Genomic DNA, 24,630 nt, shown 5'->3' with positions numbered 1-24,630 from the left:
GTTCGGATCAGCGACTCAGGCCTGATCGTCACTCCACCAGTTTGCCTCGATTGCGAAAATGCAAAAACCTGCCCAAAGGAAAGGCATTACATGAATAAGGTATTGTGGGTCAAATTCGGGTGGTCAGAATATTATCGAGGTGGCGACATCGCCGGTAACTTTGCCTGGCTAAATCAGAATAGAGGCACGGAAAACGAAGGACGAGGCCATGAAGCGTACAACTTTATGCCAGATGTCGATGGGACTTACTACTGTTATGTTCCCCCTCAAGGAGGCAACTACGCGCCTTATCATGACGACCCGGAAGGATGGACGGTTGTATGTCTGGCCAAAAATCCGGCAACCCCAGGTATACACGTGGTCGGCTGGTACGAAAATGCGACTCTTCATGGTGAGTGGATTGTCCGCCCGAACAACACCGACCAGCGACAGCAAATTTCCCCCATCCTGCTTACGACTGGTCATATTGCATAACCAGCGATTCCGCTTACTTCATCCCGCCCGAGGAGCGAGTTCTGCCGTTCTCGGATCCATCCGTGAAACAAGGGAAGTACTCTTTTCTGGACGGCCCAAACGTTACGAAGACCGAGAACAAAGAAAGAGTGCAGGCTCGGCTCGAGAGCTTAATGACGCGCTTGGCCCTAGTCGCAGTACACAACCCCAACGAACACACCGTTTTTGACCCAGAACTAGATCAGGCCGACCCTCTTCGGGGATTTGGCAGCCCTGAACATCGTAAAGCCGTTGAGCTTGCCGCTGAGGACGCCGTGATAGCGTATTACACAGCACAAGGTTACGGCTACCAGCGTACAACACACCTTCCCTGCGGATATGACTTTCTCTTCAAGCGCAAAGAGTCAGAGCTACATGTCGAAGTTAAGGGTACGGCCGGCACGACACCGCGCTTTTTCCTCACCCGTAACGAACACAACGCAGGATTAATGCTCAACCCAGACTGGAGGTTAGCCATGGTGACGTCAGCGCTATCTGATACGCCGCAGGTCATCGAGTACAATCCTCGCCAGCTAAAAGAGGCGTTTAATCTTGAGCCTTATGTTTACATCGGGACATTCGCGCCAAAACCCGAACCTTAATGTTTAACCCCTGTACCGCGACAAAAAACAAAAGCCCGCTGTCACGCGGGCGTTTGTTTATTACGAGGAGGGATCATTCCCACTCAATTGTCGCCGGCGGCTTGCTCGACACGTCGTAAGTGACGCGCGAAATGCCTTCGATTTCATTGATGATGCGGCCGCTGACAGTTTCCAGCAGTTCGTAAGGCAGGTGCGCCCAACGTGCGGTCATGAAGTCGATGGTTTCTACGGCACGCAGGGCAACGACCCAGGCGTAACGACGGCCATCGCCAACCACGCCAACCGATTTCACTGGTTGGAAGACCACGAACGCCTGGCTGACCTTGTGGTACCAATCGGCCTTGCGCAGTTCTTCGATGAAGATGTGGTCGGCGCGACGCAGCAGGTCGGCGTATTCCTTCTTCACTTCACCAAGGATGCGCACGCCCAGGCCCGGGCCCGGGAACGGGTGACGGTAGACCATGTCGTACGGCAGGCCCAATTCCAGACCCAGACGACGGACTTCGTCCTTGAACAGTTCGCGCAGTGGCTCGACCAGTTTCAGGTTCATCTCTTCCGGCAGGCCGCCCACGTTGTGGTGCGACTTGATCACGTGGGCCTTGCCGCTTTTCGCGCCAGCCGACTCGATCACGTCCGGGTAGATGGTGCCCTGAGCCAGGTACTTGATGTTGTCCAGCTTGCAGGATTCGGCATCGAACACGTCGATGAAGGTACGGCCGATGATCTTGCGCTTCTTTTCCGGGTCGGCTTCGCCGGCCAGGTTGTTGAGGAACTGCTCCTCAGCGTTGGCGCGGATCACCTTGACGCCCATGTTCTCGGCGAACATGGCCATCACTTGCTCGCCTTCGTGCAGACGCAGCAAGCCGTTGTCGACGAAGACGCAGGTCAGCTGATCGCCGATGGCTTTGTGCAGCAGCGCGGCAACCACCGAGGAGTCAACGCCGCCGGACAGACCCAGCAGCACGTTGTCGGTGCCGACCTGAGCGCGGATGTTGGCGATGGCGTCTTCAGCGATCTTCGACGGCGTCCACAGGGCTTCACAACCGCAGATGTCGAGGACGAAGCGCGAGAGGATGCGCCCGCCCTGCTTGGTGTGGGTCACTTCCGGGTGGAACTGCACGCCGTAGTAGGCGCGGTCGTCGTTGAACATACCGGCGATCGGGCAGCTCGGGGTGCTGGCGAGGATGTGGAAGTCTTCCGGCATCTTGGTGACTTTGTCACCGTGGCTCATCCACACGTCGAGGCCGAACAGGCCGTCGGCGTCGATGTGGTCTTCGATGCCGTCGAGCAGGCGGCTCTTGCCGACCACGTCAACGCGGGCGTAACCGAACTCACGCAGTTCGGAACCTTCAACCTTGCCGCCCAGTTGCTCGGCCATGGTCTGCATGCCGTAGCAGATGCCGAACACCGGAACGCCGAGGTCGAACACCGCCTGCGGGCAGCGCGGGCTGTTGGCTTCGTGCACGGACTCGGGGCCGCCGGCGAGGATGACGCCTTTAGGGGCGAATTCGCGGATCGCATCTTCGTCCATGTCGAACGGGTGCAGTTCGCAGTACACGCCGATCTCGCGCACGCGGCGGGCAATCAGCTGGGTGTATTGCGAACCGAAGTCGAGGATCAGAATGCGGTGAGCGTGAATGTCGAGGGCCATGACTCATTCTCATGTAGTGAATCAGAAACAACTCGGGGCTGAATGAACAGCCCCGGTGATTTAACGTTTTGCTGGAAGCCTCAACCTACGCGGTAGTTTGGCGCTTCCTTGGTGATCTGCACGTCGTGAACGTGGGACTCGGCCATGCCGGCACCGGTGATCCGCACGAACTCGGGCTTGGTACGCATTTCTTCGATGTTGGCGCTGCCGGTGTAACCCATCGAGGAACGCAGACCGCCCATCAACTGGTGAATGATCGCGCTCAGGGTGCCTTTGTACGGCACACGGCCTTCGATGCCTTCCGGGACCAGTTTCTCGGCACCTGCCGAGGAGTCCTGGAAGTAACGGTCGGACGAGCCCTGGGCCTGGGACATGGCGCCCAGCGAACCCATGCCGCGATAAGCCTTGTACGAACGGCCCTGGAACAGTTCGATCTCGCCCGGGGCCTCTTCGGTACCGGCGAACATCGAGCCCATCATCACGCAGGACGCACCGGCGACGATGGCCTTGGACAGGTCACCGGAGAAACGGATACCGCCGTCGGCGATCAACGGTACGCCAGTGCCTTCAAGGGCAGCGGCGACGTTGGCGATGGCACTGATTTGCGGTACGCCGACACCGGCGACGATACGGGTGGTGCAGATCGAGCCAGGGCCGATACCGACCTTGACTGCGTCGGCGCCCGCTTCGGCCAGCGCCTTGGCAGCAGCGCCGGTGGCGATGTTGCCGCCGATCACCTGCACTTCAGGGAAGTTCTCTTTGACCCAGCGTACGCGGTCGATCACGCCTTTGGAGTGACCGTGTGCGGTGTCGACCACCACCACGTCCACGCCGGCGTTGACCAGTGCAGTCACGCGATCACCGGTGTCTTTACCGGTGCCGACCGCAGCGCCAACGCGCAGACGACCTTGATCGTCCTTGCTGGCCAGCGGGTAGGCCTTGGCTTTTTCGATGTCGTTGACGGTCATCATGCCTTTGAGGGCGAATTTGTCGTCAACGATCAGCACGCGCTCGATGCGGTGCTTGTGCAGCAGTTCGCGTACGTCGTTCTTGTCGGCGCCTTCCTTGACCGTGACCAGACGCTCTTTAGGCGTCATCACTTCGCGGACAGTGGCTTCCAGACGGTTTTCGAAACGTACGTCGCGGGAGGTGACGATGCCGACCAGGTCGCCATCGTGCAGGACCGGAACGCCGGAGATATTGTGCAGACGGGTCAGTTCGAACAGATCACGCACCGTGGCATCGGCCTCGATGGTGATTGGATCCTTGACCACACCGGCTTCGAACTTCTTGACCTTGCGCACTTCGGCAGCTTGCTGCTCGATGGTCATGTTCTTGTGGATAATGCCGATGCCACCTTCCTGAGCCATGGCGATTGCCAGACGGGCTTCAGTAACGGTGTCCATGGCGGCAGAAACCAGAGGAATATTCAGTTCGATGCCACGGGTAAGACGGGTCTTGAGACTGACTTCGTTGGGAAGTACCTCGGAATAACCGGGCACTAGGAGAATGTCGTCGAATGTCAGAGCTTCTTGGCTGATACGCAGCATCGCGGGGGCTCCCGAGCGGGAAAATGGAAGCGCGCCATTATAGTCAGACACCCCCTGCTGTTCAATGTAAAACTCAGCCTAATTGATAGATGGAAAAGCCCGGCCCTACAGCTCCACCTTGACCCAAGAGACAGGTTGATCGAGCCAATCGGCGAACTCGTCGATAAAGCTCTGCTTGAACCCCGCCTCCAGCCAATTGTTGAAAATGAAGCCGAGGTTGGAAAACGCGCATTCCTGCAGAAACAGGAAGCCGTTGATGTCGTCCTCATGTCCGCATTCCGGGCAGGTGAAATTGTCGGTGCGGCCTGGAAACCAGTCTTCAAGACTCTCGAACAGCGCCTCGCCCACTTCGCGACGGCACTCGGCGCAACCGGCCTCTTCGAGAAAGCCCTTGGCCGGGGTGTAGATGCAGCGTTTGGTGACGATCTCCAGGCCATTGACGGGCTCGCCGAACGGCAGCGCTTGCGGGTGCAGCACCACGGCGCGAGCACCATCAGCGATGGCGTGGGCCATACGGTTGCCGGTGCGGCCGCAGGTGGTCAATTGTTCTTCGATGATATTCTTGCGCACCAGCCAGCGCACGATCGCCCGCGCCCGGGGCTCGTGCACCGGCAGGGTGGAGATTTTCGGGACGATAATGCTTTGCGAGTTCATGGTGGAGCCTGCTGCCAGTATTTAAGATTTCCAATGTGGGAGCGTGCCTGCTCGCGAAAGCGCAGTGTCAGGCTGCATTTTTGTTGCTGACCCACCGCATTCGCGAGCAGGCTCGCTCCCACAAGGAACTGCGGCCGGCAGCTTAATCCCTGAAGAAATCCGGTCAAGTGCTGAAATAGCGCACCATCAACGCGATCCCGCTGGCCAGCACCAGCCAAGTCACCAGCCGCACAAACGCCTCACGGGACAACCTCATGGTCAGCCGCCGGCCGATCCACAAGCCCAGCGCCATGGCCGGCAACAGACACAGCGCCAGCATCAACAAGGGTAGCTCGGCATACACACCGGCGATGACAAACAGACTCAAGCGCACCACGGTGCTGCAACTGATCAACGCACTTTGCGTGGCCCGCGCCGCTTCCTTGGGCAGGCGGCTGTTCAGATAGATCGCGTAAAGAAAGCCGCCACTGCCAAACAACGCGCCGAACAACCCACCCACCGTGCCCATCGGCACCGCCCACGCCGCTGACAACTGCGCGGGCCGCGCTTTGACCCACAGGCTGTAAACCGCATAGGCGCTGATAAACAGCCCCATCAACAGCAGCAACAGATCGGATTTCAGATTCAGCAGGAAGATCACCCCCAGCGTGCAGCCGATTGCCATGCACGGCAGCAGCCTGAGCAATTCCGGCTTGGCGACGTCGCGCCGCGAGGGCAGCAGATTGCCGAACGCCGCGACGAAATCCAGCAGCACCAGCAGCGGCACGATTTTCGATAGCGGCATGAACAGAATCAGCATCGGCCCCGCGACCAGCGCAGTGCCGAAACCGGCGATGCCGAAGACGATGTAGGCCAGGGCAATGGCCAGCCCGATGACCGCCCAACCGCCAGCGCCCCACGACCACGCCCCCAACAGCTCCATCATGCTCATCGTCCGCATCCTTTATAAGACCGCGCTGACTGTAGCCAGTAGTGGGCAGCACGACCAGATATCAAATTGATCCCATGTGGGAGCGAGCCTGCTCGCGAAGGCGGAGTGTCATTCCCGTTGTTGTCCGCTGACACAATGCTTTCGCGAGCAGGCTCGCTCCCACAGGGTTTTGTGCGGCGTCATGGTGATTGGCGGGCAAATGCCTTTAAACTGCGCCCCATGATTAAAGATCCCTTTGCAAGACTTGGCCTGGACCGTGAAGTCCTGACCGTCAGCCAGCTCAACGGCCGTGCGCGGGTGTTGCTTGAAGACGTGTTCAGCAACATCTGGGTCGAAGGCGAAATCTCCAACCTCGCGCGCCCGGCGTCCGGCCACGTCTATTTCACCCTCAAGGACAGCGGCGCGCAGGTGCGTTGCGCGCTGTTCCGGCAGAACGCCGCGCGCGTACGTCAGGCGTTGAAGGATGGTCTGGCGGTCAAGGTGCGCGGCAAGGTTTCGCTGTTCGAAGGCCGTGGCGACTATCAGCTGATCCTCGACACCGTGGAGCCGGCCGGTGACGGCGCGCTGCGTCTGGCCTTCGATGCGCTGAAGGAAAAGCTCAGCGCCGAAGGCCTGTTCAGTGCCGAACGCAAAGTGCCGCTGCCCGCGCATCCGCAGCGCATCGGCATCATCAGTTCGCCGACCGGCGCGGTGATTCGCGACATCATCAGCGTATTCCGCCGCCGTGCGCCGCAAGTGCAACTGACCCTGATTCCAACCGCTGTGCAGGGCCGCGAGGCCACCGCGCAAATCGTTCGCGCGCTGAAAATGGCCGATGCCCGTGGCTTTGACGCGCTGATCCTCGCCCGTGGCGGCGGCTCGCTGGAAGACCTCTGGTGCTTCAACGAGGAAGCGGTGGCGCGCGCGGTCGATGCCTGTGTCACACCGATCGTCAGCGCCGTCGGCCATGAAACCGATGTTTCGATCAGCGATTTTGTCGCCGACGTCCGCGCCCCCACGCCCTCGGCCGCCGCCGAACTGCTCGCTCCGGATTCCAGCCATCTGATCCGTCAGGTCGAGAGCCTGCACCGGCGTCTGGTGATGCGCATGCGTGACCGCTTGATGCGTGATCGCCTGCGTCTGGAAGGCATGGCCCGACGGCTGCGCCATCCCGGCGAACGTCTGCGCCAGCAGGCTCAGCGTCTGGATGATCTGGACATGCGCATGCGCCGGGCCTTCGAACGCCATCTCAATACCCGCCGCGAACGCCTGATCCGTCTGGAAACCCGCCTCGCCGGGCAACATCCGGGACGCCAACTGGCGATGCTTCGCCAGCGCCTCGACAGCCTCGCCGAACGTTTGCCCCGAGCCATGCGCGATGCTCTGAAACAGCGTCGTCAGCTATTGCACAGTCAGATGCAGACCCTGCACGTGGTCAGCCCATTGGCGACCCTCGGTCGCGGTTACAGCATCCTGCTCGACGAGCGTGGCCACGCGATCCGCAACGCTGCGCAGACCCACACCGGCCAGCGCCTGAAAGCCAAGCTCGGCGAAGGCGAACTGCAAGTGCGCGTCGAGGACAATCACCTGACGCCCGTCACCCTCTCTTTACTGGACTGATCCATGCCGCGTTTTCTCGCTCCGCTGCTGTTGCTCTGCCTGACCTTCAACGCCCACGCCGACAGTTACATCACTCGGCTGCTGAACAAACCGGTGCCGGGCGGCGTCGCCGTGGTGGATCTGGGCACCGCCGCGCAGGCGCCGAAAGCCACCTATCAAGGCAAACCGGTGCTGGTGGTCAAAGAGCAGAACAACTGGCTGGCGATCGTCGGCGTGCCGCTGACGGTCAAGCCTGGCGCGCAGCAGATCAGCAGTGGCGGGCGTAACCTGCCGTTTACCGTGGGCAGCAAGAAATACCCGGAACAGCACATCACCCTGAAGAACAAACAGCAGGTCAATCCGAACGCCGACAACCTCAAGCGCATTGAAAGCGAACTGGCGGAACAGATCGCGGCTTACCGCAGTTTCAGCCCGAACACGCCGAGCAATCTGCTGCTGGACAAACCGGTCAACGGGCCGCTGTCGAGCAAGTTCGGTGTGCGTCGTTTCTTCAACGGCGAAGAGCGCAATCCTCACGCCGGCCTCGATTTCGCAGTGCCAGCGGGCACGCCGATCAAGACCCCGGCGGCGGGCAAGGTGATTCTGATCGGCAATTACTTCTTCAACGGCAACACGGTGTTCGTTGACCACGGCCAGGGCTTTATCAGCATGTTCTGCCACATGTCGAAGATCGACGTGAAGAACGGCCAGCAACTGGCCCGTGGCGCGGTGGTGGGCAAGGTCGGCGCGACCGGCCGCGCGACCGGGCCGCATATGCACTGGAACGTCAGCCTGAATGACGCGCGGGTGGATCCGGCGATTTTCATTGGTGCCTTCCAACCTTGAATATGGGTTGAGGCGACCGGCCTTTTCGCGAGCAGGCTCGCTCCCACACTGGATCTTATTCACAACAAAGATCCCCTGTGGGAGCGAGCCTGCTCGCGAAGGCGGCCTATAAAACACCGCCATACTCAATGATTCTCAAAAAACTCAATTGCGCCCCAATCTAGCCTTACGCAAACATCAATAACTTCCACGGCCTTAGGCGCAATAAATTCCTGCAAAATCCCGCTTTTCGGGTATTCCTCTCAATTTTTTTCGACTGCTTGCCATCCTTTCCCCTCGCGGTTAGGGTTGAAGCCATGAAAACCTCTCACACCCTCATTCAGCTTCGCCAGCACCGCAGCCTGTGCCTCGTCAGCGCACGACTGCCAGGCTGAATCGCTGCGCCTCGTCCCACGCTTTTCCAAGAACATTCGTTCAACCGGCAGGCCGCCTCTTTTCGGCCCAGACAACAAGGAATTTCCCGATGAGCATGCTCAAAGACCCGTCTTCGAAATACCGCGCGTTTCCCGTCATCAACCTGCCGGATCGCACATGGCCGTCGAAGACCATCGACGCCGCGCCGATCTGGTGCAGCTCCGACCTGCGTGACGGCAACCAGTCGCTGATCGAGCCAATGGACGCGGCGAAGAAGCTGCGCTTCTGGAAAACCCTGGTGCAGGTGGGCGTGAAGGAGATCGAAGCGTCGTTCCCGGCCGCGTCGCAAACCGACTTCGACTTCGTGCGCACGCTGATCGAAGAAGGCCACATCCCGGACGACACCACCATTCAGGTACTGACCCAGGGCCGTGAAGACCTGATTGAGCGCACCTTCGAATCCCTGCGCGGGGCGAAGAAAGCCATCGTTCACCTGTACAACGCCACTTCGCCTTCTTTCCGTCGCATCGTCTTCAACCAGGACAAGGACGGTATCAAGGCCATCGCCGTCAACGCTGCCAAGCTGTTCGTCAAATACGCAGCCATGCAGCCGGAAACCGAGTGGACCTTCGAATACTCGCCGGAAACCTTCAGCGCTACCGAGCTGGAATTCGCCAAGGAAGTCTGCGACGCCGTGATCGAGGTGTGGAACCCGACGCCTGAGCACAAGATGATCCTCAACCTGCCGGCCACGGTTGAATGCGCGACGCCGAACGTCTACGCCGACCAGATCGAATGGTTTGGTCGCAACATCAACCGTCGTGACAGCGTGATCATCAGCCTGCACACCCACAACGACCGGGGCACCGGCGTCGCGGCCACCGAGCTGGGCCTGATGGCCGGCGCCGATCGCGTCGAAGGCTGCCTGTTCGGCAACGGCGAGCGCACCGGCAACGTCGACCTCGTAACCGTCGCGCTGAACATGTACACCCAGGGCGTCGACCCTGAGCTGGACTTCTCCGACATCGACGGCGTGCGCAAGGTCGTCGAAGAGTGCAACCAGATCCAGGTCCACCCGCGTCATCCGTACGTTGGCGACCTGGTGCACACCGCGTTCTCCGGCTCGCACCAGGACGCAATCCGCAAGGGCTTCGCCCAGCAGAAACCGGACACCCTGTGGGAGGTGCCGTACCTGCCGATCGACCCGGCCGACATCGGTCGCAGCTACGAGGCGGTGATCCGCGTCAACAGCCAGTCGGGCAAGGGCGGCATCGCTTACCTGCTGGAGCAGGAATACGGCATCAGCCTGCCACGGCGCATGCAGATCGAATTCAGCCAGGTCGTGCAGCGTGAGACCGATCGCCTGGGCCTGGAGATGACGGCCAAGCAGATTCACTCGCTGTTGATCAGCGAATACCTGCAGGCCAACACTCCGTATGCGCTCGTCAGCCATCGTCTGCAGGAAGAAAACGGCAACAGCGCCGTCGAAGTGGAAGTGGCCAGCAAAGGTCAGGGCGAAACCAACCTGCACTGGCGCGGCAAGGGCAACGGCGCGCTGGAAGCGCTGGTCGCCGGCCTGCCGATTCCGGTGGAAATCATGGACTACAACGAACACGCGATCGGCGCAGGCACCAATGCCAAAGCGGCGGCCTATATCGAATTGCGGGTGAACGGTGAACGTGCGGTGCACGGCGTGGGTATCGATGAAAACATCACCACGGCGAGTTTCAAGGCACTGTTCAGCGCGCTGAACCGCTCGCTGAGCCAGCCAGAGGCGAAAGCGGCGTAATCCGACCACTGAAATGCGAAGGCCCCGGAGTGTGAGCTCCGGGGCCTTTTTTTGCCTACAGGTTTCTGGCTGACTTTTATGGCCCCTTCGCGAGCAGGCTCGCTCCCACATTTGGAATGCATTTCCCTGTGGGAGCGAGCCTGCTCGCGAAGGCGTCCTGACAGGCGCTGGGAGTATCAGGTGAACTCGAAAGTGTCGGCATCAAGGTTCGCCGGAAAGCGCTCGCGATATGCAGCCAACGGCGCCGCTTCCAGAACCACCTTGAACACGCCATCCGCCTCCCCCGCCGCCAGCAACGTCTCGCCCTGGAAATCCAGCACCTGACTGTCGCCGGTATAGGCGAAGCCTTTGCCATCGCTGCCCACCCGATTTACCGCTGCCACGTAGCAGAGATTTTCAATCGCTCGTGCCGGCAGCAGGCGGTTCCAGTGCAGACGCCGTGCGCCCGGCCAATTGGCGGTGTACAGCAGCAAATCGGTGTCCTGCGCGTCGCGGCTCCACACCGGGAAACGCAGGTCGTAGCAGATCAGCGGACGAATCCGCCAGCCCTTGAGCTCGAACTGCACCTGACGCTCGCCCGGCGTGTAATGGTTGTGCTCGCCGGCCATACGAAACAGGTGACGCTTGTCGTAATGCAGCACTTCGCCGTCCGGCCGCGCCCAGAGCAAGCGGTTGCGATGGCTGCCGTCAGCCGCCTGGATGATCACGCTGCCAGTGATGACCGCATCGAACTTCGCTGCCTGCGTCCGCAGCCATTTGCTGGTCGGGCCGTTTTCCGCCTCGGCGAGGGTTTCCGACTCCATGGAAAAACCGGTGGTGAACATCTCCGGCAGGATAATCAGATCGGCGCCACGGGCCTGCTCCAGCAACAGCTCGAAATGCTCGAGGTTGGCCCGGCGATCATGCCAGGCCAGGCTCGTCTGGATCAGCGCCAGGGTCAGGTCTGGCAATGCACTCAGATCACGCATAGTTTCGCCGCCGCTTCACGCAGCGTCTCCTCGCGTTTGGCAAAGCACAGGCGTATCAGGCGCTGGCCTTGCGGTGGATTCTGGTAGAACACCGACACCGGAATGCTCGCGACACCGTGCTCGCGAGTCATCCACATGGCCATCTCAACATCGTTCAGATCAGGACGGATCTGCGAATAATCGACCAACTGGAAATAGGTGCCGGTGACTCGGGTAAAGCTGAAGCGCGACGGCGCAAGCAGATCGCAGAACAGATCGCGCTTGGCCTGATAGAAACCCGGCAGCTCTTCAACGTGTTCCGGGTGCTCGGCCATGTAATCGGCCAGCGCGTATTGCAGCGGCGTGACGCCACAGAAACTGACGTACTGATGCACCTTGCGCAGCTCGGCCGTCAGCGCTGGCGGGGCGACGACGTAGCCGGTTTTCCAGCCGGTGACGTGGTACGTCTTGCCGAACGAACTGACCACGAACGCGCGCTGATACAACTCTTCATGGGCCAGCACGCTGACATGCGGCACGCCGTCGAACACCAAGTGCTCGTAGACTTCGTCGCTGATCAGATAGATGTCGCGATCGCGGATCAACGCCGCCAGTTGATCGAGCTCGGCGCGGCTGATCAATGCGCCGCTGGGGTTGTGCGGGGTGTTGATGACGATCATTTTCGTCCGCGGACTGAGGGCCGCTGCGAGCTGATCGAAATCAATAGAGAAATCGTCTGGATTCAGCTGCACATGCACGCAACGACCGCCCGCCAACTCCGTTGCCGGTGCGTAGCTGTCGTAGCACGGATCGAAGACGATGACTTCATCGCCGCTGTGAATCACTGCCTGAATCGCGCAGAAGATTGCCTGAGTCGCACCGGGCGTTACCGTCACTTCATGATCGGCATCGACTGTCACGCCATAGCTGCGCGCGATCTTGGCCGCGATCTGCTGACGCAACGCCGGCAAACCGGTCATCGGCGAATACTGGTTATGGCCACTGGCGATATGCCGCCCGACCGCATCACGCAACGACTGCGGGCCGTCGAAATCCGGGAAACCCTGGGACAGGTTGATCGCGCCGGTCTGCGCCGCGAGCTGAGACATCTGCGTGAAAATAGTGATGCCGACATTCGGCAGCTTGCTGGTGATCATCGGGGGTTCTCTGCTCAACACCCGGCTCTGACGACGGCGCGGGAGAGCCCGAGGATAGCCCATCCGGCGCCCATAAAAAAAGGGCGCCAAACGGCGCCCTTCTCTCATTGAACAAACCCAATCCTGTGGCGAGGGGATTTATCCCCGTTCCGGCTGCGAAGCAGTCGCAAACCCGTTGAATGCGGTTTGACTGATACACCGCGGACACAGGTTTTGGGGCTGCTGCGCAGCCCATCGGGGATAAATCCCCTCGCCACAAAAGCCCCACACAAAATTGTGCAGGGCCTCGGATCACTTCTTGTCGCGGCGCTTCTTGCTGGCTTTTTTGTTGTGCGACATCAAGCGACGCTTCTTGTTGACCTGGCGGTCGGTCAGCGTGTTCTTGTTGCCTTCGTACGGGTTCTCGCCGCCCTTGAACTCGATGCGGATCGGCGTACCGACCAGCTTGAGTACACGACGGTAAGTGTTCTCCAGATAGCGCACGTACGACTTCGGCACTTTCTCGATCTGGTTACCGTGGATCACGATGATCGGCGGGTTCGCACCACCGAGGTGAGCGTAACGCAGCTTGATCCGACGGTTGTTGACCATCGGCGGCGCGTGCTCGCCCACCGCATCTTCGAGAATCTGGGTCAGACGGTTGGTCGGCCAGCGGGTAACAGCGGACTTGAAAGAGTTCTGCACCGAAGCGTAGAGGTTGCCCACGCCCGTGCCGTGCAACGCCGAGATGAAGTGAATGTCGGCGTAGTCGACGAAGAACAGACGACGTTGCAGCTCGACTTTCACGAAGTCGCGCTCGCTCGGCGTCATGCCATCCCACTTGTTGATCGCGATGACCAGCGCACGACCGGATTCGATCGCGAAGCCCAGCAGGTTCAGGTCGTGATCGACCACACCCTCGCGGGCGTCCATCACGAAGATCACCACGTTGGCGTCTTTGATCGCCTGCAGGGTTTTGACCACGGAGAACTTTTCGACTTCTTCGTGGATCTTGCCGCGCTTGCGCACACCGGCGGTGTCGATCAGCGTGTACTTCTCTTCATTGCGCTCGAACGGAATGTAGATGCTGTCGCGGGTGGTGCCCGGCTGGTCGTACACGATGACCCGGTCTTCACCAAGCATGCGGTTGACCAGGGTCGACTTGCCGACGTTCGGACGACCGATGATGGCGATCTTGATCCCGTCTTTTTCGCTCGGACCAGGAATGCGCTTGGCTTCCTCGCCTTCGGCAACGACTTCTTCCTCTTCACCTTCAGCCGGCTCGTCATCATCGCGCGGGAATTCGCTCAGGGCGGCTTCCAGCAGTTGCGTGATACCACGGCCGTGGGCGCCGGCGATCGGGATCGCGTGGCCCATGCCCAGCGGGGCGAATTCGGCGCGGGCCATTTCCGGGTCGATGTTGTCGACCTTGTTGGCCACCACGTGGGAACGCTTGTTACGTTTGCGCAAATGCTCGGCGATCATCTGGTCGGCAGCGGTAAAACCGGCCTTGGCATCTACCAGAAACAGCACCACATCGGCTTCTTCGATGGCCAGCAGCGACTGCTCGGCCATTTTTTCGTCCATACCATGTTCGTCACCGGAGATACCGCCGGTGTCGATCAGAATGTAGGAACGCCCTTGCCACTTGGCCTCACCGTACTGGCGATCACGGGTCAGACCGGACAGGTCGCCGACGATGGCGTCACGAGTCCTGGTCAGGCGGTTGAACAAGGTGGACTTGCCGACGTTCGGTCGGCCCACCAGGGCGATTACGGGAACCATGCGGCTCTCCACTTCGTTATTTCAGAAAATACAAAAGCCGCTGCGAGGCAGCGGCTGGTGCTCGGGGCAACACCCGGGGGCGCTGCAAACCCTGCTGATGCAGGGCCGCTTGGGGATGAACCCCAAGCATAGTTGTTACTTGATGGTCAGGGCTTCCAGTTTGCCGCTGTTGCCATACACATAAATCGTGTCGCCCACCACCAGCGGACGGGCACGCAGGCCGTCGCTGTCGATGCGCTCACGGCCGACGAAACGACCGTCGACCTGACTCAGCAGATGCAGATAACCTTCCAGGTCACCCACAGCTACGTAGCTGGAGAACACTTCCGGTGCCGACAGTTGACGGCGAGCCAGCGAATCGTTGCTCCACAGTGCGGTGGTGGAACGCTCGTCGACGCCTTCAACGGTGCCCGAGGACAGGCTCACGTAGACGCTGCCGAAACCCTGAGCGATACCGGCGTAGCTCGACGCATCGCGCTGCCACAGTTGACGACCGCTTTCCAGGTCCAGCGCCGCAACGCGACCCTGATAGCTGGCCACGTACAGCGTACCGCCGGACAGCAGCAGACCGCCGTCGATGTCGACCACGCGCTCCAGCTCCGAACGACCCTGTGGAATGGCGATGCGTTGTTCCCACACCGGCACGCCGTTGGAGATGTCCAGCGCGACCACTTTACCGGTCGACAGGCCAGCTACGGCCAGACGGTTGGTCACCAGCGGAGCACTGGTGCCACGCAGGGTCAGGACCGCCGGGGTGCTGTCATACACCCAGCGCTGGTTGCCGGTGGCAGCGTCCAGACCGATCAGACGATCGTCCTGGGTCTGCACCACCACCACGTCGCCATTGTTGGCCGGCGGCGCGAGCACTTCACTGTTGACGCGGGCACGCCACTTCTCTTCACCGTTGCTGGTGTCCAGAGCGACGACTTCGCCACGCAGGGTACCGATCAGTACCAGACCGTAACCCACGCCAACGGCGCCGGAGACAGGCAGTTCCAGATCCTGGTCCCACTTCACGTCGCCGTTGCTGCGATCCAGCGCCATCACCACACCAGTCACATCGGCGGCGTAGATGGTGTCACCGTCGATCGCCGGCACCAGCATGTTGTAGGTTTCGCCCTGACCGTCACCGATCGAGCGGCTCCACTGCTTCTGCAGAACGACTTCTTCTTTGAAGTCGGTCAGTTCGGCCGGTGGCAATTCTTTCTTGCTGTTGCTGCTGCAACCCGCGGCCAGAAGGGCCAGAGCCAGCAATGCTGCATGCTTCCAACGGATCACGTCACGCATCCCCTTTGGCCAGGTCGTCGAGCTTGATTTGAAGGCCACCGACCGCCGCTTCATCCGACAGTGCCGCCTTGGCTTTTTGATACGCCTTGTTCGCGTCATCGGTACGGCCCAAGCGCACCAGCAGGTCGCCCTTGAGTTCTTCGCGAGTGGCCAGGAACGCTTTGTCGGCATCGCCGTCGAGCAGTTTCAGGGCGTCTTCGGCCTTGTCCTGCGCGCCCAGCACCTGTGCCAGACGCTGACGGGCGATTTCGCCCAGCGCCGGGTTGGCCGGTTTGTCGACGATGGCTTTGAGTTCGGTTGCCGCGTCGTCCAGCTTGCCGCTGTCGACCGCCACTTTGGCGACGAACAGGCTGCCGTATTGCGCATAGGCAGAACCGCCGTACTCGCTGTTGAGCTTGCCGGCCAGATCCGCAACGCGGGCGGCATCAGGCTTGCCGTCAGGCGTCAGCGTGGTTTCCAGCAATTGCTGATAGAGCACCGAGGCGCCTTGCGACTGGTTGCTCTGGTATTTGTGCCAGGCCTGCCAGCCGAACACGATGACCAGCGCCAACAGGCCGCCGGTGACCAGAGGTTTGCCGTTGCGTGTCCACCAGTCCTTCAAATCCGCCAACTGTTCGTCTTCGGTACTCGACACCCCAATACTCCTTAATCGCTAAATCGGCTGTTAAGACAGCTTCAACCCTGCACGACGCAGGTGGCCAGGTGAGCGGCAAGCGCATCCCAGGCAATGCTTTGTTGTTCGCCCTGGCCACGCAGGGGTTTGAAACCTACCACTTGCTGGGCCATTTCGTCGTCACCGAGGATCAATGCGTACAGCGCACCGCTCTTGTCGGCCTTCTTGAACTGGCTTTTGAAACTGCCGGCGCCGGCATTGACTTGCAGGCGCAGGTTTGGAAGTTCATCGCGAACACGTTCGGCCAGGGCCAGACCGGCCAGCTCGGCCTCTTCACCGAAGGCGCAGAGGTAGACGTCGACCTGACGGGAAATTTCCTGCGGAATCTGCTCAAGGGTTTCGAGCATCAATACCAGACGCTCGATGCCCATGGCGAAACCGACGCCCGGGGTCGGCTTGCCGCCCATCTGCTCGACCAGACCGTCGTAACGGCCGCCCGCGCACACGGTGCCCTGGGCGCCGAGCTTGTCGGTGACCCATTCGAAAACGGTTTTGCTGTAGTAATCGAGGCCACGCACCAGTTTCGGGTTGAGCACGTAAGGAATGCCGACGGCATCCAGACGCGCCTTCAGGCCTTCGAAGTGAGCGCGGGACTCGTCGTCGAGGTAATCGGCCATTTTCGGCGCATCGACCAGCACGGCCTGGGTGTCGGCATTTTTCGTGTCGAGCACGCGCAGCGGGTTGGTTTTCAGACGACGCTGGCTGTCTTCGTCGAGCTTGTCGTGGTGCGCCGAGAGGTACTCGACCAGGGCTTCACGATAGCGACCACGGGATTCGCTGGTGCCGAGGCTGTTGAGTTCGAGCTTGACCGCATCACGAATGCCCAGCTCGCCCCACAGGCGCCAGGTCATGATGATCAGCTCGGCGTCGATGTCCGGACCGTCGAGGTTGAACACCTCCAGACCGATCTGGTGAAACTGACGATAACGGCCTTTCTGCGGACGCTCGTGGCGGAACATCGGGCCGATGTACCAGAGTTTCTGCACCTGACCACCGCCGGTGATGCCGTGCTCAAGCACGGCACGCACGCACGCCGCAGTGCCTTCGGGACGCAGGGTCAGCGAGTCGCCGTTGCGGTCTTCGAAGGTGTACATCTCTTTTTCGACGATATCGGTGACTTCGCCGATCGAGCGCTTGAACAGCTCGGTGAACTCGACGATCGGCATGCGGATCTGCTTGTAACCGTAGTTATCCAGCAGACGCGCCACAGTGCCTTCGAAATAACGCCACAGCGGGGTCTGTTCGGGCAGGATGTCGTTCATGCCACGAATGGCTTGCAGAGACTTGCTCACAAAATTTCCTTAATTCGTTCGATCAGCCGCGCGCGATAACGGCAGCGTCAGCTTCGACCTTTTCGGCCGCTTTCTGGCGGATCAGCTTTTCCAGCTCGTCCACCAGATTGTCATTCGTCAGCTTCTGCGACGGCTTGCCGTCGATGTAAATCAGGTTTGGCGTGCCGCCGGTCAAGCCGATATGGGCTTCCTTGGCTTCGCCGGGGCCGTTGACCACGCAACCGATGACCGCGACATCCAGCGGCACCAGCAGGTCTTCAAGGCGCCCTTCCAGCTCGTTCATGGTCTTGACCACATCGAAGTTCTGCCGCGAGCAGCTCGGGCAGGCGATGAAGTTGATGCCACGGGAACGCAGATGCAAAGACTTGAGAATGTCGTAACCGACCTTCACTTCCTCGACCGGGTCGGCTGCCAGCGAGATGCGGATAGTATCGCCAATCCCTTCGGCGAGCAGCATACCTAGGCCCACGGCGGATTTCACCGTGCCCGATCGCAAACCGCCAGCTTCAGTGATGCCGAGGTGCAGCGGCTGGACAATTTCTTTCGCCAGCAAACGGTAGGCTTCGACGGCCATGAACACGTCGGAGGCTTTCACGCTGACCTTGAAGTCCTGGAAATTCAGGCGTTCGAGGTGTTCAACGTGGCGCAGCGCGGATTCGACCAATGCGGCCGGGGTCGGCTCGCCGTATTTCTTCTGCAGGTCTTTTTCCAGGGAACCGGCGTTGACGCCGATGCGGATCGGAATGCCGCGATCACGCGCCGCATCGACCACGGCACGCACGCGGTCTTCGCGACCGATGTTGCCCGGGTTGATGCGCAGACAGTCCACACCCAGCTCGGCCACGCGCAAGGCGATTTTGTAGTCGAAGTGGATATCGGCCACCAACGGCACTTTGACCAGTTGCTTGATCTTGCCGAACGCCTCGGCGGCGTCCATGTCCGGCACCGAGACGCGAACGATGTCGACGCCGGCGGCTTCCAGACGATTGATCTGCGCCACGGTCGCGGCGACGTCATTGGTGTCGCTGTTGGTCATGCTCTGCACAGCGATCGGCGCGTCGCCGCCCACCGGTACGTTGCCGACCCAGATCTTGCGCGATTCGCGACGTTTGATTGGAGATTCGCCGTGCATGACTTATTGACCCAACTTCAGGCGAGCAGTCTCGCCACTGGTGAACGGAGCGATATCGACCGGTTGGCCGTTGTAGCTGACCTGTGCCGCGCGGGCAACGCCCAGACGTACGGCGAGCGGCGGCTTGCCGGAAACACTCACGCTGTCGCCTTTATGCTTCAGGCCGCTGAAAATCACTTTGCCACGGCCATCGGTCACCTGTGCCCAGCAATCGCCGGTGAACTGCAATTGCACCTGGCCTTCGCCGGCAACCGGAGCAGCTGCTTCAGCGCTTGGCGCTTGAGCAACCGGCGCGGTCGGGGCAGGTGTCGCTGGGACATTCGGCGCTGGAGTGGCCGGAGCCGCCACCACTGGCGCAGGCGTCTGTGCCGGTGCGCTTGGCGCAACTGCCGGGGCAGCTGGCTCGGTAGCTGGCGCAGCAGATTCGGCGCCGGTCGATTCAGCACTGGTTTCCGACTGCGGCAAGGCCAGCGATGTCGAACTGTCGGCCTGATTTTCGGCGACAGCCTGATCTTCCGGCTCGTCGATCGGGTGGATCTGCGTGGTGCCGTCAGCGCCTTCGACTTCGACGTGTTCCGGCGCCAGGCTGGTCAGATCGCGGGTGCGCTGCGAGGTCTGATCCTGCCACCAGACGAAACCGCCGCCGATGACCGCGATCAGCAGCAACAGGCTGACGATACGCAAAATGGTGTGGGAAACGCGCACCGGCTCTTCGATACGACCGAGGGCATGAACGTTGCTGCCCTGGGAATCGGTACCGGTGGACTGGTCGAATTGCTGAACCAGAACGGTCTGGTCCATGCCGAGCAATTTGGCATAGGCGCGAATGTAACCGCGAGCGAAGGTATGCCCCGGCAGCTTGTCGAAAGCGCCGGCTTCAAGATTGCTCAGGGACGTCACGGTGAGGTTGAGCTTGAGGGCCACTTCGGCCAGCGACCAGCCATTGCTTTCGCGGGCCTGGCGCAGGGTCTCACCGGGATTTACGCGATTCGCTGCTACAACTTCGGGATGCGCCGCTTTCATCATTGCTCCGACAGGTATTGCTGATATTCCGGCGTACCGGGATAGAGTCGTTTTAATTGCAGACCGTAACTGGCTGCCTTGTCGCGATCTTCAAACACTTTTGCCAGCCGAACGCCGAGCAATAGACTACGTGCATTTTGTTCGGTGAGCTGGCTGAAACGGTCGTAATAGTCACGCGCGGGCACATAATGCCTGTCTTCGAAGGACAACTCAGCCATTTCCAGCAACGCCCGTGGTTGTTGGCGGTTCAGGCGCAGGGCTTTTTCCAGCTGTTGCTGGGCCAGATCACGCTGGCCAAGCTTGGCGGCGGTCATGCCGAGATTTTCGAAGACCCGCGAGCGCTCAGGATACAGGGTATCGGCGGCCGCTTGTTCAAAACGCTCGTAGGCTTCCTTGTAGCGCTGTTCTTCGTAGAGAAAACTGCCGTAGTTGTTGAGGATGCGCGCATCGGCGGGACGTGAGGACAGGGCCTTGCGAAAGTGCTCGTCGGCAAGTGCCGGTTCCATTTCAGCTTGGAACACCAGACCGAGGGCCGCATTGGCGTCGGGGTCGGAACTGTCCAGCTCCAGCGCTTTCTTCAATGGCACCTTGGCGCGCTCGGTCATGCCTTGCTGCAGATAGCCCAGCCCCAGCTGCACGTAGGCAGCCCGCGCTTCATCGCGGCCCTTGCTGGTCTTCATCGGGTTGTAGTCACCCGACAGGACACAGCCAGCGCACAGGCTGGCCAACAGCAACAGCAGCGCAAAGCGCAGGGACATAGAGATCCTCTCTTAGTTAGTGTTCGCGGCGTTCTGTGCCAGATCGCTGTCGGCGCTCAACTCGCGCACGGCGATGTAACGTTCGCTGCGACGGGTGCGATCCAGCACCTGCCCTACCAATTGACCACATGCGGCGTCGATGTCTTCACCACGGGTGGTGCGCACGGTGACGTTGAAACCGGCCTGATGCAACTGATCCTGGAAGCGGCGGATGGCATTGTTGCTCGGCCGCTCGTACCCGGAGTGCGGGAACGGGTTGAATGGGATCAGGTTGATCTTGCACGGGATGTCTTTAAGCAGCTCGATCATTTCCACTGCGTGCTCAAGCTTGTCGTTGACGTCCTTGAGCAAGGTGTACTCGATGGTCAGCACACGTTTCTCGCCAAGGGCGGACATGTAGCGCTGGCACGACTCGAGCAGCATCTTAAGCGGATATTTCTTGTTGATCGGCACCAATTGGTTACGCAATGCGTCATTCGGTGCATGCAGGGACAACGCCAGGGATACGTCGATGTGCTTGGCCAGCTCATCGATCATCGGCACCACACCCGAGGTGGACAGGGTCACGCGGCGCTTGGAGATCCCGTAGCCGAGGTCATCCATCATCAGATGCATGGCGGCGACGACGTTGTCGAAGTTCAGCAACGGCTCGCCCATGCCCATCATCACCACGTTGGTGATGGCGCGGTCGACGGTGGCCGGGACGCTGCCGAAAGATTTGTTGGCAATCCACACCTGACCGATGACTTCGGCGGCGGTGAGGTTGCTGTTGAAGCCTTGCTTGCCGGTGGAGCAGAAACTGCAATCCAGGGCACAGCCTGCCTGGGACGAAACGCACAGAGTGCCGCGCTTGCCCTGGGGAATGTACACGGTCTCGACGCAGCTGCCGGACGCCACGCGCACCACCCATTTACGGGTGCCGTCGCTGGAGATGTCCTCGCTGACCACTTCCGGACCACGCACTTCAGCAATGGCCTTGAGCTTGTCGCGCAAGGCTTTGCTGACGTTCGTCATGGCGTCGAAATCATCGACGCCAAAGTGGTGAATCCATTTCATTACCTGACCGGCACGGAAACGCTTCTCCCCGATTGAGTCGAAGAATTTTTCCATTTCCGGCTGGGTCAGACCCAGCAGGTTTGTTTTAACAGTCGATGTAGTCATGGATTCACCTTCACTCTGCAAGCAATGCTTAGCGAGTGGTTACTTCAGTAGCTGCGAAGAAGTAAGCGATTTCGCGAGCGGCAGCAGCTTCGGAGTCCGAACCGTGAACGGCGTTGGCGTCGATCGATTCAGCGAAGTCAGCACGGATGGTGCCGGCAGCAGCTTCTTTAGGGTTGGTAGCGCCCATCAGCTCACGGTTGCGAGCGATAGCGTTTTCACCTTCCAGAACCTGAACGACAACCGGACCGGAAGTCATGAAAGCAACCAGGTCACCGAAGAAACCGCGCTCGCTGTGCTCAGCGTAGAAGCCTTCGGCTTCGGCTTTGGACAGTTGCTTCAGTTTCGAAGCTACAACGCGCAGGCCAGCGTCTTCGAAGCGAGTGGTGATCTTGCCGATCACGTTTTTAGCAACGGCGTCAGGCTTGATGATGGAGAAAGTACGTTGAACAGCCATGGTGTAACTCCAGAAACGGTAATTTGCGAAAAATTAAACCCGCGAATTATACGCGGGTTCTTTGGTATTGCCTAACCTGCGAGGACGATCAGTCGACTTCTTCGATCCAGAGCGCCTGAACCGCTTCCAACACCTTCTCGCCGACACGGCCGGAGGTGTTGTCGAAGTCAGGCAGTTCCATGATCCATCGCTGCAAGTCGACGAAATTGACATAAACCGGATCTACATCCGGCTTGGCTTCCGCCAATTCTTCTGCAATGCGTTGAACATCATTCCAACCGTAGCTCATGACAGTCTTACCAGTCAGTGCGGCGCTTCGGCCGCATGGTTAAGCGAATATTTCGGAATCTCGACGGTGAGGTCTTCCTCACCGACGATGGCCTGGCAAGCCAGACGCGATTGCGCCTCAAGGCCCCAGGCACGATCAAGGAAATCCTCTTCCAGCTCGTCAGCCTCTTCCAGCGAGTCAAAACCCTCGCGGATGATGCAGTGGCAGGTGGTGCAGGCGCAGACGCCGCCGCACGCGCTTTCCATCTCGATATGGTGTTCGTGGGCCAGTTCGAGAATCGATGTGCCGGGCGCAGCCTCGACCACCATGCCTTCAGGGCAGAACTTCTCGTGGGGCAGAAAAATGACCTGCGGCATCAGATATCCTCGATTTCATTCAGGTTGCGCCCCGACAGAGCGGCTTTCACCGTCAGATCCATGCGGCGGGCAGCAAAAGCATCGGTCACTTGCGACAGACGCTTGGTCTGCTGCTCGATGGCATAGCCATCGGTACCTTTCATCAGTTCGGCCAGTTCCTGCATTTGCAGTTCGATGACCATACGCTCTTCGGCATCGAGCAAACGCTCGCCATCGGCATCCAGCGCGCCCTGCACCGCTTCGAGCAGGCGCTGGGCATCGACTTGCTGCTCACGCAGAACGCGGGCGACCTTGTCGTCATTGGCGTGCTGGAACGAATCCTTGAGCATCTTGGTGATTTCGCCATCGGTCAGACCATAGGAAGGTTTGACCTGAATGCTCGCCTCAACGCCCGAGCCCAATTCACGGGCAGACACGCTGAGCAGACCGTCGGCGTCGACCTGGAAGGTCACGCGAATTTTCGCCGCACCGGCCACCATCGCCGGAATGCCGCGTAATTCGAACCGTGCCAGAGAGCGGCAGTCGCTGATCAGCTCGCGCTCACCCTGCAACACGTGGATCGCCATGGCCGACTGGCCGTCTTTATAGGTGGTGAAATCCTGAGCGCGCGCGACGGGAATGGTGGTGTTGCGCGGAATCACCTTCTCCATCAGCCCGCCCATGGTTTCCAGCCCCAGGGACAGCGGAATCACGTCGAGCAGCAGCAGTTCGCCGCCATCGCGCTTGTTGCCAGCCAGGGTGTCGGCCTGGATCGCGGCCCCAATGGCCACCACTTGATCCGGGTCGATTTCCGTCAATGGCTGACGACCGAAGGCTTCGGCAACGGCTTCACGAACACGTGGCACGCGGGTCGAACCGCCGACCATGACCACGGCGTGGACATCTTCCAGTTCGATACCGGAATCGCGAACCGCGCGGCGGCAGGCTTTCAGACTGCGCGCGACCATTGGCTCGATCAGTGCATCGAAGGCTTCGCGGGTCAGTTGCGCTTTCCAGTCGCCGTAAGCCACTTCCACACTGGCTGCATCGGTCAAAGCTTCTTTGGCCGCGCAGGCGGTTTGCAGCAGATTGCGTTGTGCGCCAGGGTCGAGATCGGCGGACAGGCCAGCGCTCTCAATGATCCAGCCGGCAATCGCATGATCGAAGTCATCGCCGCCCAGCGCGCTGTCGCCGCCAGTGGCCAGAACTTCGAAAACGCCGCCAGTCAGACGCAGAATGGAAATATCGAAGGTACCGCCACCAAGGTCATAAATTGCAACCAGGCCTTCAGCATGTTGATCCAGACCATACGCCACAGCAGCAGCGGTCGGCTCATTGAGCAGACGCAACACGTTCAGACCGGCGAGTTTGGCCGCATCTTTGGTGGCCTGACGCTGCGCATCGTCGAAGTAGGCAGGAACGGTGATTACCGCGCCAACCAGTTCGCCACCCAAGGTCGCTTCAGCGCGCTGACGCAGGACCTTGAGGATATCCGCGGAGACTTCAACTGGGCTTTTCGGGCCTTGCACGGTGTCGATGAACGGCATGTGCGATTCGCCGCCGACAAAGCGGTACGGCAGTTGCTCGCCCAATTGCTTGACGTCGGACAGACCACGACCCATCAAGCGCTTGACCGAGAGCACGGTGTTAAGAGGATCGGAGGATGCCGCCAGCTTGGCGGACTCACCGACTTCGACGCGGTCGGCGTGATAACGCACGGCGGACGGCAGGATGACCTGCCCGTTGGCGTCGGCCAGCGGTTCGGAAAGACCACTGCGCAGCGCAGCGACCAGCGAATTGGTAGTACCCAAGTCGATGCCCACAGCCAGACGGCGCTGGTGCGGTTGAGGACTTTGGCCGGGTTCGGCGATCTGCAGTAGAGCCATGGTGATCAGGTCTTGTCTGTCTGTC

The 24,630-nt window shown here is 60.3% G+C and carries 23 protein-coding genes; 5 read left to right on the top strand and 18 right to left on the bottom strand.

What is annotated here, in order from left to right:
* The first annotated feature begins 90 nt into the window (after positions 1 to 90).
* Together ACZZ0K_RS02720 and ACZZ0K_RS02715 are read left to right on the top strand one after the other, a co-directional pair.
* The gene (locus ACZZ0K_RS02720) at positions 91 to 474 is read left to right on the top strand and encodes a hypothetical protein (protein WP_463558957.1); all 384 of its coding nucleotides are present in this window, start codon (positions 91 to 93) and stop codon (positions 472 to 474) included.
* Positions 475 to 536: 62 nt separating this feature from the next.
* Positions 537 to 1,094: a protein NO VEIN domain-containing protein gene (locus ACZZ0K_RS02715; RefSeq protein ID WP_463558956.1), complete on the top strand. Its 558-nt coding sequence runs from the start codon at positions 537 to 539 to the stop codon at positions 1,092 to 1,094.
* Between the two features lie 73 nt (positions 1,095 to 1,167).
* On the opposite strand, the gene guaA is transcribed toward ACZZ0K_RS02715, so the two are convergent.
* From guaA to ACZZ0K_RS02695, 4 genes are all read right to left on the bottom strand, one after another.
* Complete coding sequence (guaA, locus tag ACZZ0K_RS02710; RefSeq protein ID WP_016773344.1) at positions 1,168 to 2,745, bottom strand: glutamine-hydrolyzing GMP synthase; 1,578 nt, start codon at positions 2,743 to 2,745, stop codon at positions 1,168 to 1,170.
* Positions 2,746 to 2,825: 80 nt separating this feature from the next.
* On the bottom strand, positions 2,826 to 4,295 hold the full coding sequence (gene guaB, locus ACZZ0K_RS02705) for an IMP dehydrogenase (protein ID WP_016773343.1): 1,470 nt from the start codon (positions 4,293 to 4,295) through the stop codon (positions 2,826 to 2,828).
* Positions 4,296 to 4,400: 105 nt separating this feature from the next.
* Complete coding sequence (locus ACZZ0K_RS02700) at positions 4,401 to 4,949, bottom strand: sugar ABC transporter ATPase (RefSeq protein WP_041479923.1); 549 nt, start codon at positions 4,947 to 4,949, stop codon at positions 4,401 to 4,403.
* A 163-nt stretch (positions 4,950 to 5,112) separates the two neighbouring features.
* Complete coding sequence (locus ACZZ0K_RS02695) at positions 5,113 to 5,880, bottom strand: sulfite exporter TauE/SafE family protein (RefSeq protein WP_056790143.1); 768 nt, start codon at positions 5,878 to 5,880, stop codon at positions 5,113 to 5,115.
* A gap of 219 nt (positions 5,881 to 6,099) precedes the next feature.
* On the opposite strand from ACZZ0K_RS02695, the gene xseA reads away from it, so the two are divergent.
* The 3 genes from xseA (at position 6,100) to leuA (ending at position 10,447) form a co-directional block, all read left to right on the top strand.
* Positions 6,100 to 7,479, top strand: a complete 1,380-nt coding sequence (gene xseA / locus ACZZ0K_RS02690) for an exodeoxyribonuclease VII large subunit (RefSeq protein ID WP_252882629.1) — start codon at positions 6,100 to 6,102, stop codon at positions 7,477 to 7,479.
* Positions 7,480 to 7,482: 3 nt separating this feature from the next.
* Positions 7,483 to 8,304, top strand: a complete 822-nt coding sequence (locus ACZZ0K_RS02685) for a peptidoglycan DD-metalloendopeptidase family protein (protein WP_076564044.1) — start codon at positions 7,483 to 7,485, stop codon at positions 8,302 to 8,304.
* Between the two features lie 463 nt (positions 8,305 to 8,767).
* Entirely contained in the window at positions 8,768 to 10,447 is a 1,680-nt protein-coding gene (gene leuA / locus ACZZ0K_RS02680) for a 2-isopropylmalate synthase (RefSeq protein WP_016773339.1), read from the top strand.
* A 176-nt stretch (positions 10,448 to 10,623) separates the two neighbouring features.
* Here leuA and ACZZ0K_RS02675 read toward each other — a convergent pair whose 3' ends face one another.
* The 14 genes from ACZZ0K_RS02675 to hscA form a co-directional block, all read right to left on the bottom strand.
* Positions 10,624 to 11,415: an amidohydrolase gene (locus ACZZ0K_RS02675; protein ID WP_150741868.1), complete on the bottom strand. Its 792-nt coding sequence runs from the start codon at positions 11,413 to 11,415 to the stop codon at positions 10,624 to 10,626.
* A complete protein-coding gene (locus tag ACZZ0K_RS02670; RefSeq protein WP_122602386.1) occupies positions 11,403 to 12,551 on the bottom strand; it encodes a pyridoxal phosphate-dependent aminotransferase in 1,149 nt (382 codons plus the stop codon). Before ACZZ0K_RS02670 ends, ACZZ0K_RS02675 begins: the two co-directional genes overlap by 13 nt.
* 291 nt (positions 12,552 to 12,842) lie before the next feature.
* Entirely contained in the window at positions 12,843 to 14,315 is a 1,473-nt protein-coding gene (gene der / locus ACZZ0K_RS02665; RefSeq protein ID WP_024014210.1) for a ribosome biogenesis GTPase Der, read from the bottom strand.
* A 135-nt stretch (positions 14,316 to 14,450) separates the two neighbouring features.
* On the bottom strand, positions 14,451 to 15,602 hold the full coding sequence (bamB, locus tag ACZZ0K_RS02660; RefSeq protein WP_016773335.1) for an outer membrane protein assembly factor BamB: 1,152 nt from the start codon (positions 15,600 to 15,602) through the stop codon (positions 14,451 to 14,453).
* On the bottom strand, positions 15,595 to 16,236 hold the full coding sequence (locus ACZZ0K_RS02655) for a tetratricopeptide repeat protein (protein WP_056790153.1): 642 nt from the start codon (positions 16,234 to 16,236) through the stop codon (positions 15,595 to 15,597). The genes bamB and ACZZ0K_RS02655 overlap by 8 nt, the downstream gene beginning before the upstream one ends.
* Positions 16,237 to 16,277: 41 nt before the next feature.
* Positions 16,278 to 17,567: a histidine--tRNA ligase gene (gene hisS / locus ACZZ0K_RS02650; protein ID WP_024014212.1), complete on the bottom strand. Its 1,290-nt coding sequence runs from the start codon at positions 17,565 to 17,567 to the stop codon at positions 16,278 to 16,280.
* Between the two features lie 22 nt (positions 17,568 to 17,589).
* Positions 17,590 to 18,699, bottom strand: coding sequence for a flavodoxin-dependent (E)-4-hydroxy-3-methylbut-2-enyl-diphosphate synthase (ispG, locus tag ACZZ0K_RS02645; protein ID WP_016773332.1), 1,110 nt, complete (start codon positions 18,697 to 18,699; stop codon positions 17,590 to 17,592).
* Between the two features lie 3 nt (positions 18,700 to 18,702).
* Positions 18,703 to 19,722 carry a RodZ domain-containing protein gene (locus ACZZ0K_RS02640; RefSeq protein ID WP_252884799.1) on the bottom strand — a complete coding sequence of 340 codons (1,020 nt, stop codon included), beginning with the start codon at positions 19,720 to 19,722 and terminating at the stop codon, positions 18,703 to 18,705.
* Entirely contained in the window at positions 19,722 to 20,480 is a 759-nt protein-coding gene (gene pilW, locus ACZZ0K_RS02635; RefSeq protein WP_252876855.1) for a type IV pilus biogenesis/stability protein PilW, read from the bottom strand. The genes ACZZ0K_RS02640 and pilW overlap by 1 nt, the downstream gene beginning before the upstream one ends.
* A gap of 12 nt (positions 20,481 to 20,492) precedes the next feature.
* Positions 20,493 to 21,641, bottom strand: coding sequence for a dual-specificity RNA methyltransferase RlmN (gene rlmN, locus ACZZ0K_RS02630; RefSeq protein WP_024014215.1), 1,149 nt, complete (start codon positions 21,639 to 21,641; stop codon positions 20,493 to 20,495).
* 28 nt (positions 21,642 to 21,669) lie between these two features.
* Positions 21,670 to 22,095 carry a nucleoside-diphosphate kinase gene (gene ndk / locus ACZZ0K_RS02625; RefSeq protein WP_024014216.1) on the bottom strand — a complete coding sequence of 142 codons (426 nt, stop codon included), beginning with the start codon at positions 22,093 to 22,095 and terminating at the stop codon, positions 21,670 to 21,672.
* A gap of 88 nt (positions 22,096 to 22,183) precedes the next feature.
* Positions 22,184 to 22,384 carry a Fe-S cluster assembly protein IscX gene (iscX, locus tag ACZZ0K_RS02620; protein ID WP_252868237.1) on the bottom strand — a complete coding sequence of 67 codons (201 nt, stop codon included), beginning with the start codon at positions 22,382 to 22,384 and terminating at the stop codon, positions 22,184 to 22,186.
* Positions 22,385 to 22,398: 14 nt separating this feature from the next.
* The gene (gene fdx / locus ACZZ0K_RS02615) at positions 22,399 to 22,740 is read right to left on the bottom strand and encodes an ISC system 2Fe-2S type ferredoxin (protein WP_016773327.1); all 342 of its coding nucleotides are present in this window, start codon (positions 22,738 to 22,740) and stop codon (positions 22,399 to 22,401) included.
* A complete protein-coding gene (gene hscA, locus ACZZ0K_RS02610) occupies positions 22,740 to 24,605 on the bottom strand; it encodes a Fe-S protein assembly chaperone HscA (protein WP_463558955.1) in 1,866 nt (621 codons plus the stop codon). Before hscA ends, fdx begins: the two co-directional genes overlap by 1 nt.
* Positions 24,606 to 24,630 lie beyond the last annotated feature (25 nt).

It is taken from the genome of Pseudomonas sp. AC255 (assembly GCF_979258175.1).
Note: the sequence above shows the minus strand (reverse complement) of the source record. Positions and strands in the feature narration are given on the sequence as shown.

Excerpts from the sequence above, each read along its gene's own strand:
- ACZZ0K_RS02675 (WP_150741868.1), bottom strand. The coding sequence starts at position 11,415 with ATGCGTGATCTGAGTGCATTGCCAGACCTGACCCTGGCGCTGATCCAG.
- fdx (WP_016773327.1), bottom strand. The coding sequence starts at position 22,740 with ATGCCGCAGGTCATTTTTCTGCCCCACGAGAAGTTCTGCCCTGAAGGC.
- hscA (WP_463558955.1), bottom strand. The coding sequence starts at position 24,605 with ATGGCTCTACTGCAGATCGCCGAACCCGGCCAAAGTCCTCAACCGCAC.
- ACZZ0K_RS02640 (WP_252884799.1), bottom strand. The coding sequence starts at position 19,722 with ATGAAAGCGGCGCATCCCGAAGTTGTAGCAGCGAATCGCGTAAATCCC.
- ACZZ0K_RS02670 (WP_122602386.1), bottom strand. The coding sequence starts at position 12,551 with ATGATCACCAGCAAGCTGCCGAATGTCGGCATCACTATTTTCACGCAG.
- guaB (WP_016773343.1), bottom strand. The coding sequence starts at position 4,295 with ATGCTGCGTATCAGCCAAGAAGCTCTGACATTCGACGACATTCTCCTA.
- ACZZ0K_RS02720 (WP_463558957.1), top strand. The coding sequence starts at position 91 with ATGAATAAGGTATTGTGGGTCAAATTCGGGTGGTCAGAATATTATCGA.
- xseA (WP_252882629.1), top strand. The coding sequence starts at position 6,100 with ATGATTAAAGATCCCTTTGCAAGACTTGGCCTGGACCGTGAAGTCCTG.
- guaA (WP_016773344.1), bottom strand. The coding sequence starts at position 2,745 with ATGGCCCTCGACATTCACGCTCACCGCATTCTGATCCTCGACTTCGGT.
- iscX (WP_252868237.1), bottom strand. The coding sequence starts at position 22,384 with ATGAGCTACGGTTGGAATGATGTTCAACGCATTGCAGAAGAATTGGCG.
- ACZZ0K_RS02685 (WP_076564044.1), top strand. The coding sequence starts at position 7,483 with ATGCCGCGTTTTCTCGCTCCGCTGCTGTTGCTCTGCCTGACCTTCAAC.
- ACZZ0K_RS02700 (WP_041479923.1), bottom strand. The coding sequence starts at position 4,949 with ATGAACTCGCAAAGCATTATCGTCCCGAAAATCTCCACCCTGCCGGTG.
- pilW (WP_252876855.1), bottom strand. The coding sequence starts at position 20,480 with ATGTCCCTGCGCTTTGCGCTGCTGTTGCTGTTGGCCAGCCTGTGCGCT.
- rlmN (WP_024014215.1), bottom strand. The coding sequence starts at position 21,641 with ATGACTACATCGACTGTTAAAACAAACCTGCTGGGTCTGACCCAGCCG.
- der (WP_024014210.1), bottom strand. The coding sequence starts at position 14,315 with ATGGTTCCCGTAATCGCCCTGGTGGGCCGACCGAACGTCGGCAAGTCC.
- ndk (WP_024014216.1), bottom strand. The coding sequence starts at position 22,095 with ATGGCTGTTCAACGTACTTTCTCCATCATCAAGCCTGACGCCGTTGCT.
- bamB (WP_016773335.1), bottom strand. The coding sequence starts at position 15,602 with ATGCGTGACGTGATCCGTTGGAAGCATGCAGCATTGCTGGCTCTGGCC.
- ACZZ0K_RS02695 (WP_056790143.1), bottom strand. The coding sequence starts at position 5,880 with ATGAGCATGATGGAGCTGTTGGGGGCGTGGTCGTGGGGCGCTGGCGGT.
- leuA (WP_016773339.1), top strand. The coding sequence starts at position 8,768 with ATGAGCATGCTCAAAGACCCGTCTTCGAAATACCGCGCGTTTCCCGTC.
- ispG (WP_016773332.1), bottom strand. The coding sequence starts at position 18,699 with ATGCACGGCGAATCTCCAATCAAACGTCGCGAATCGCGCAAGATCTGG.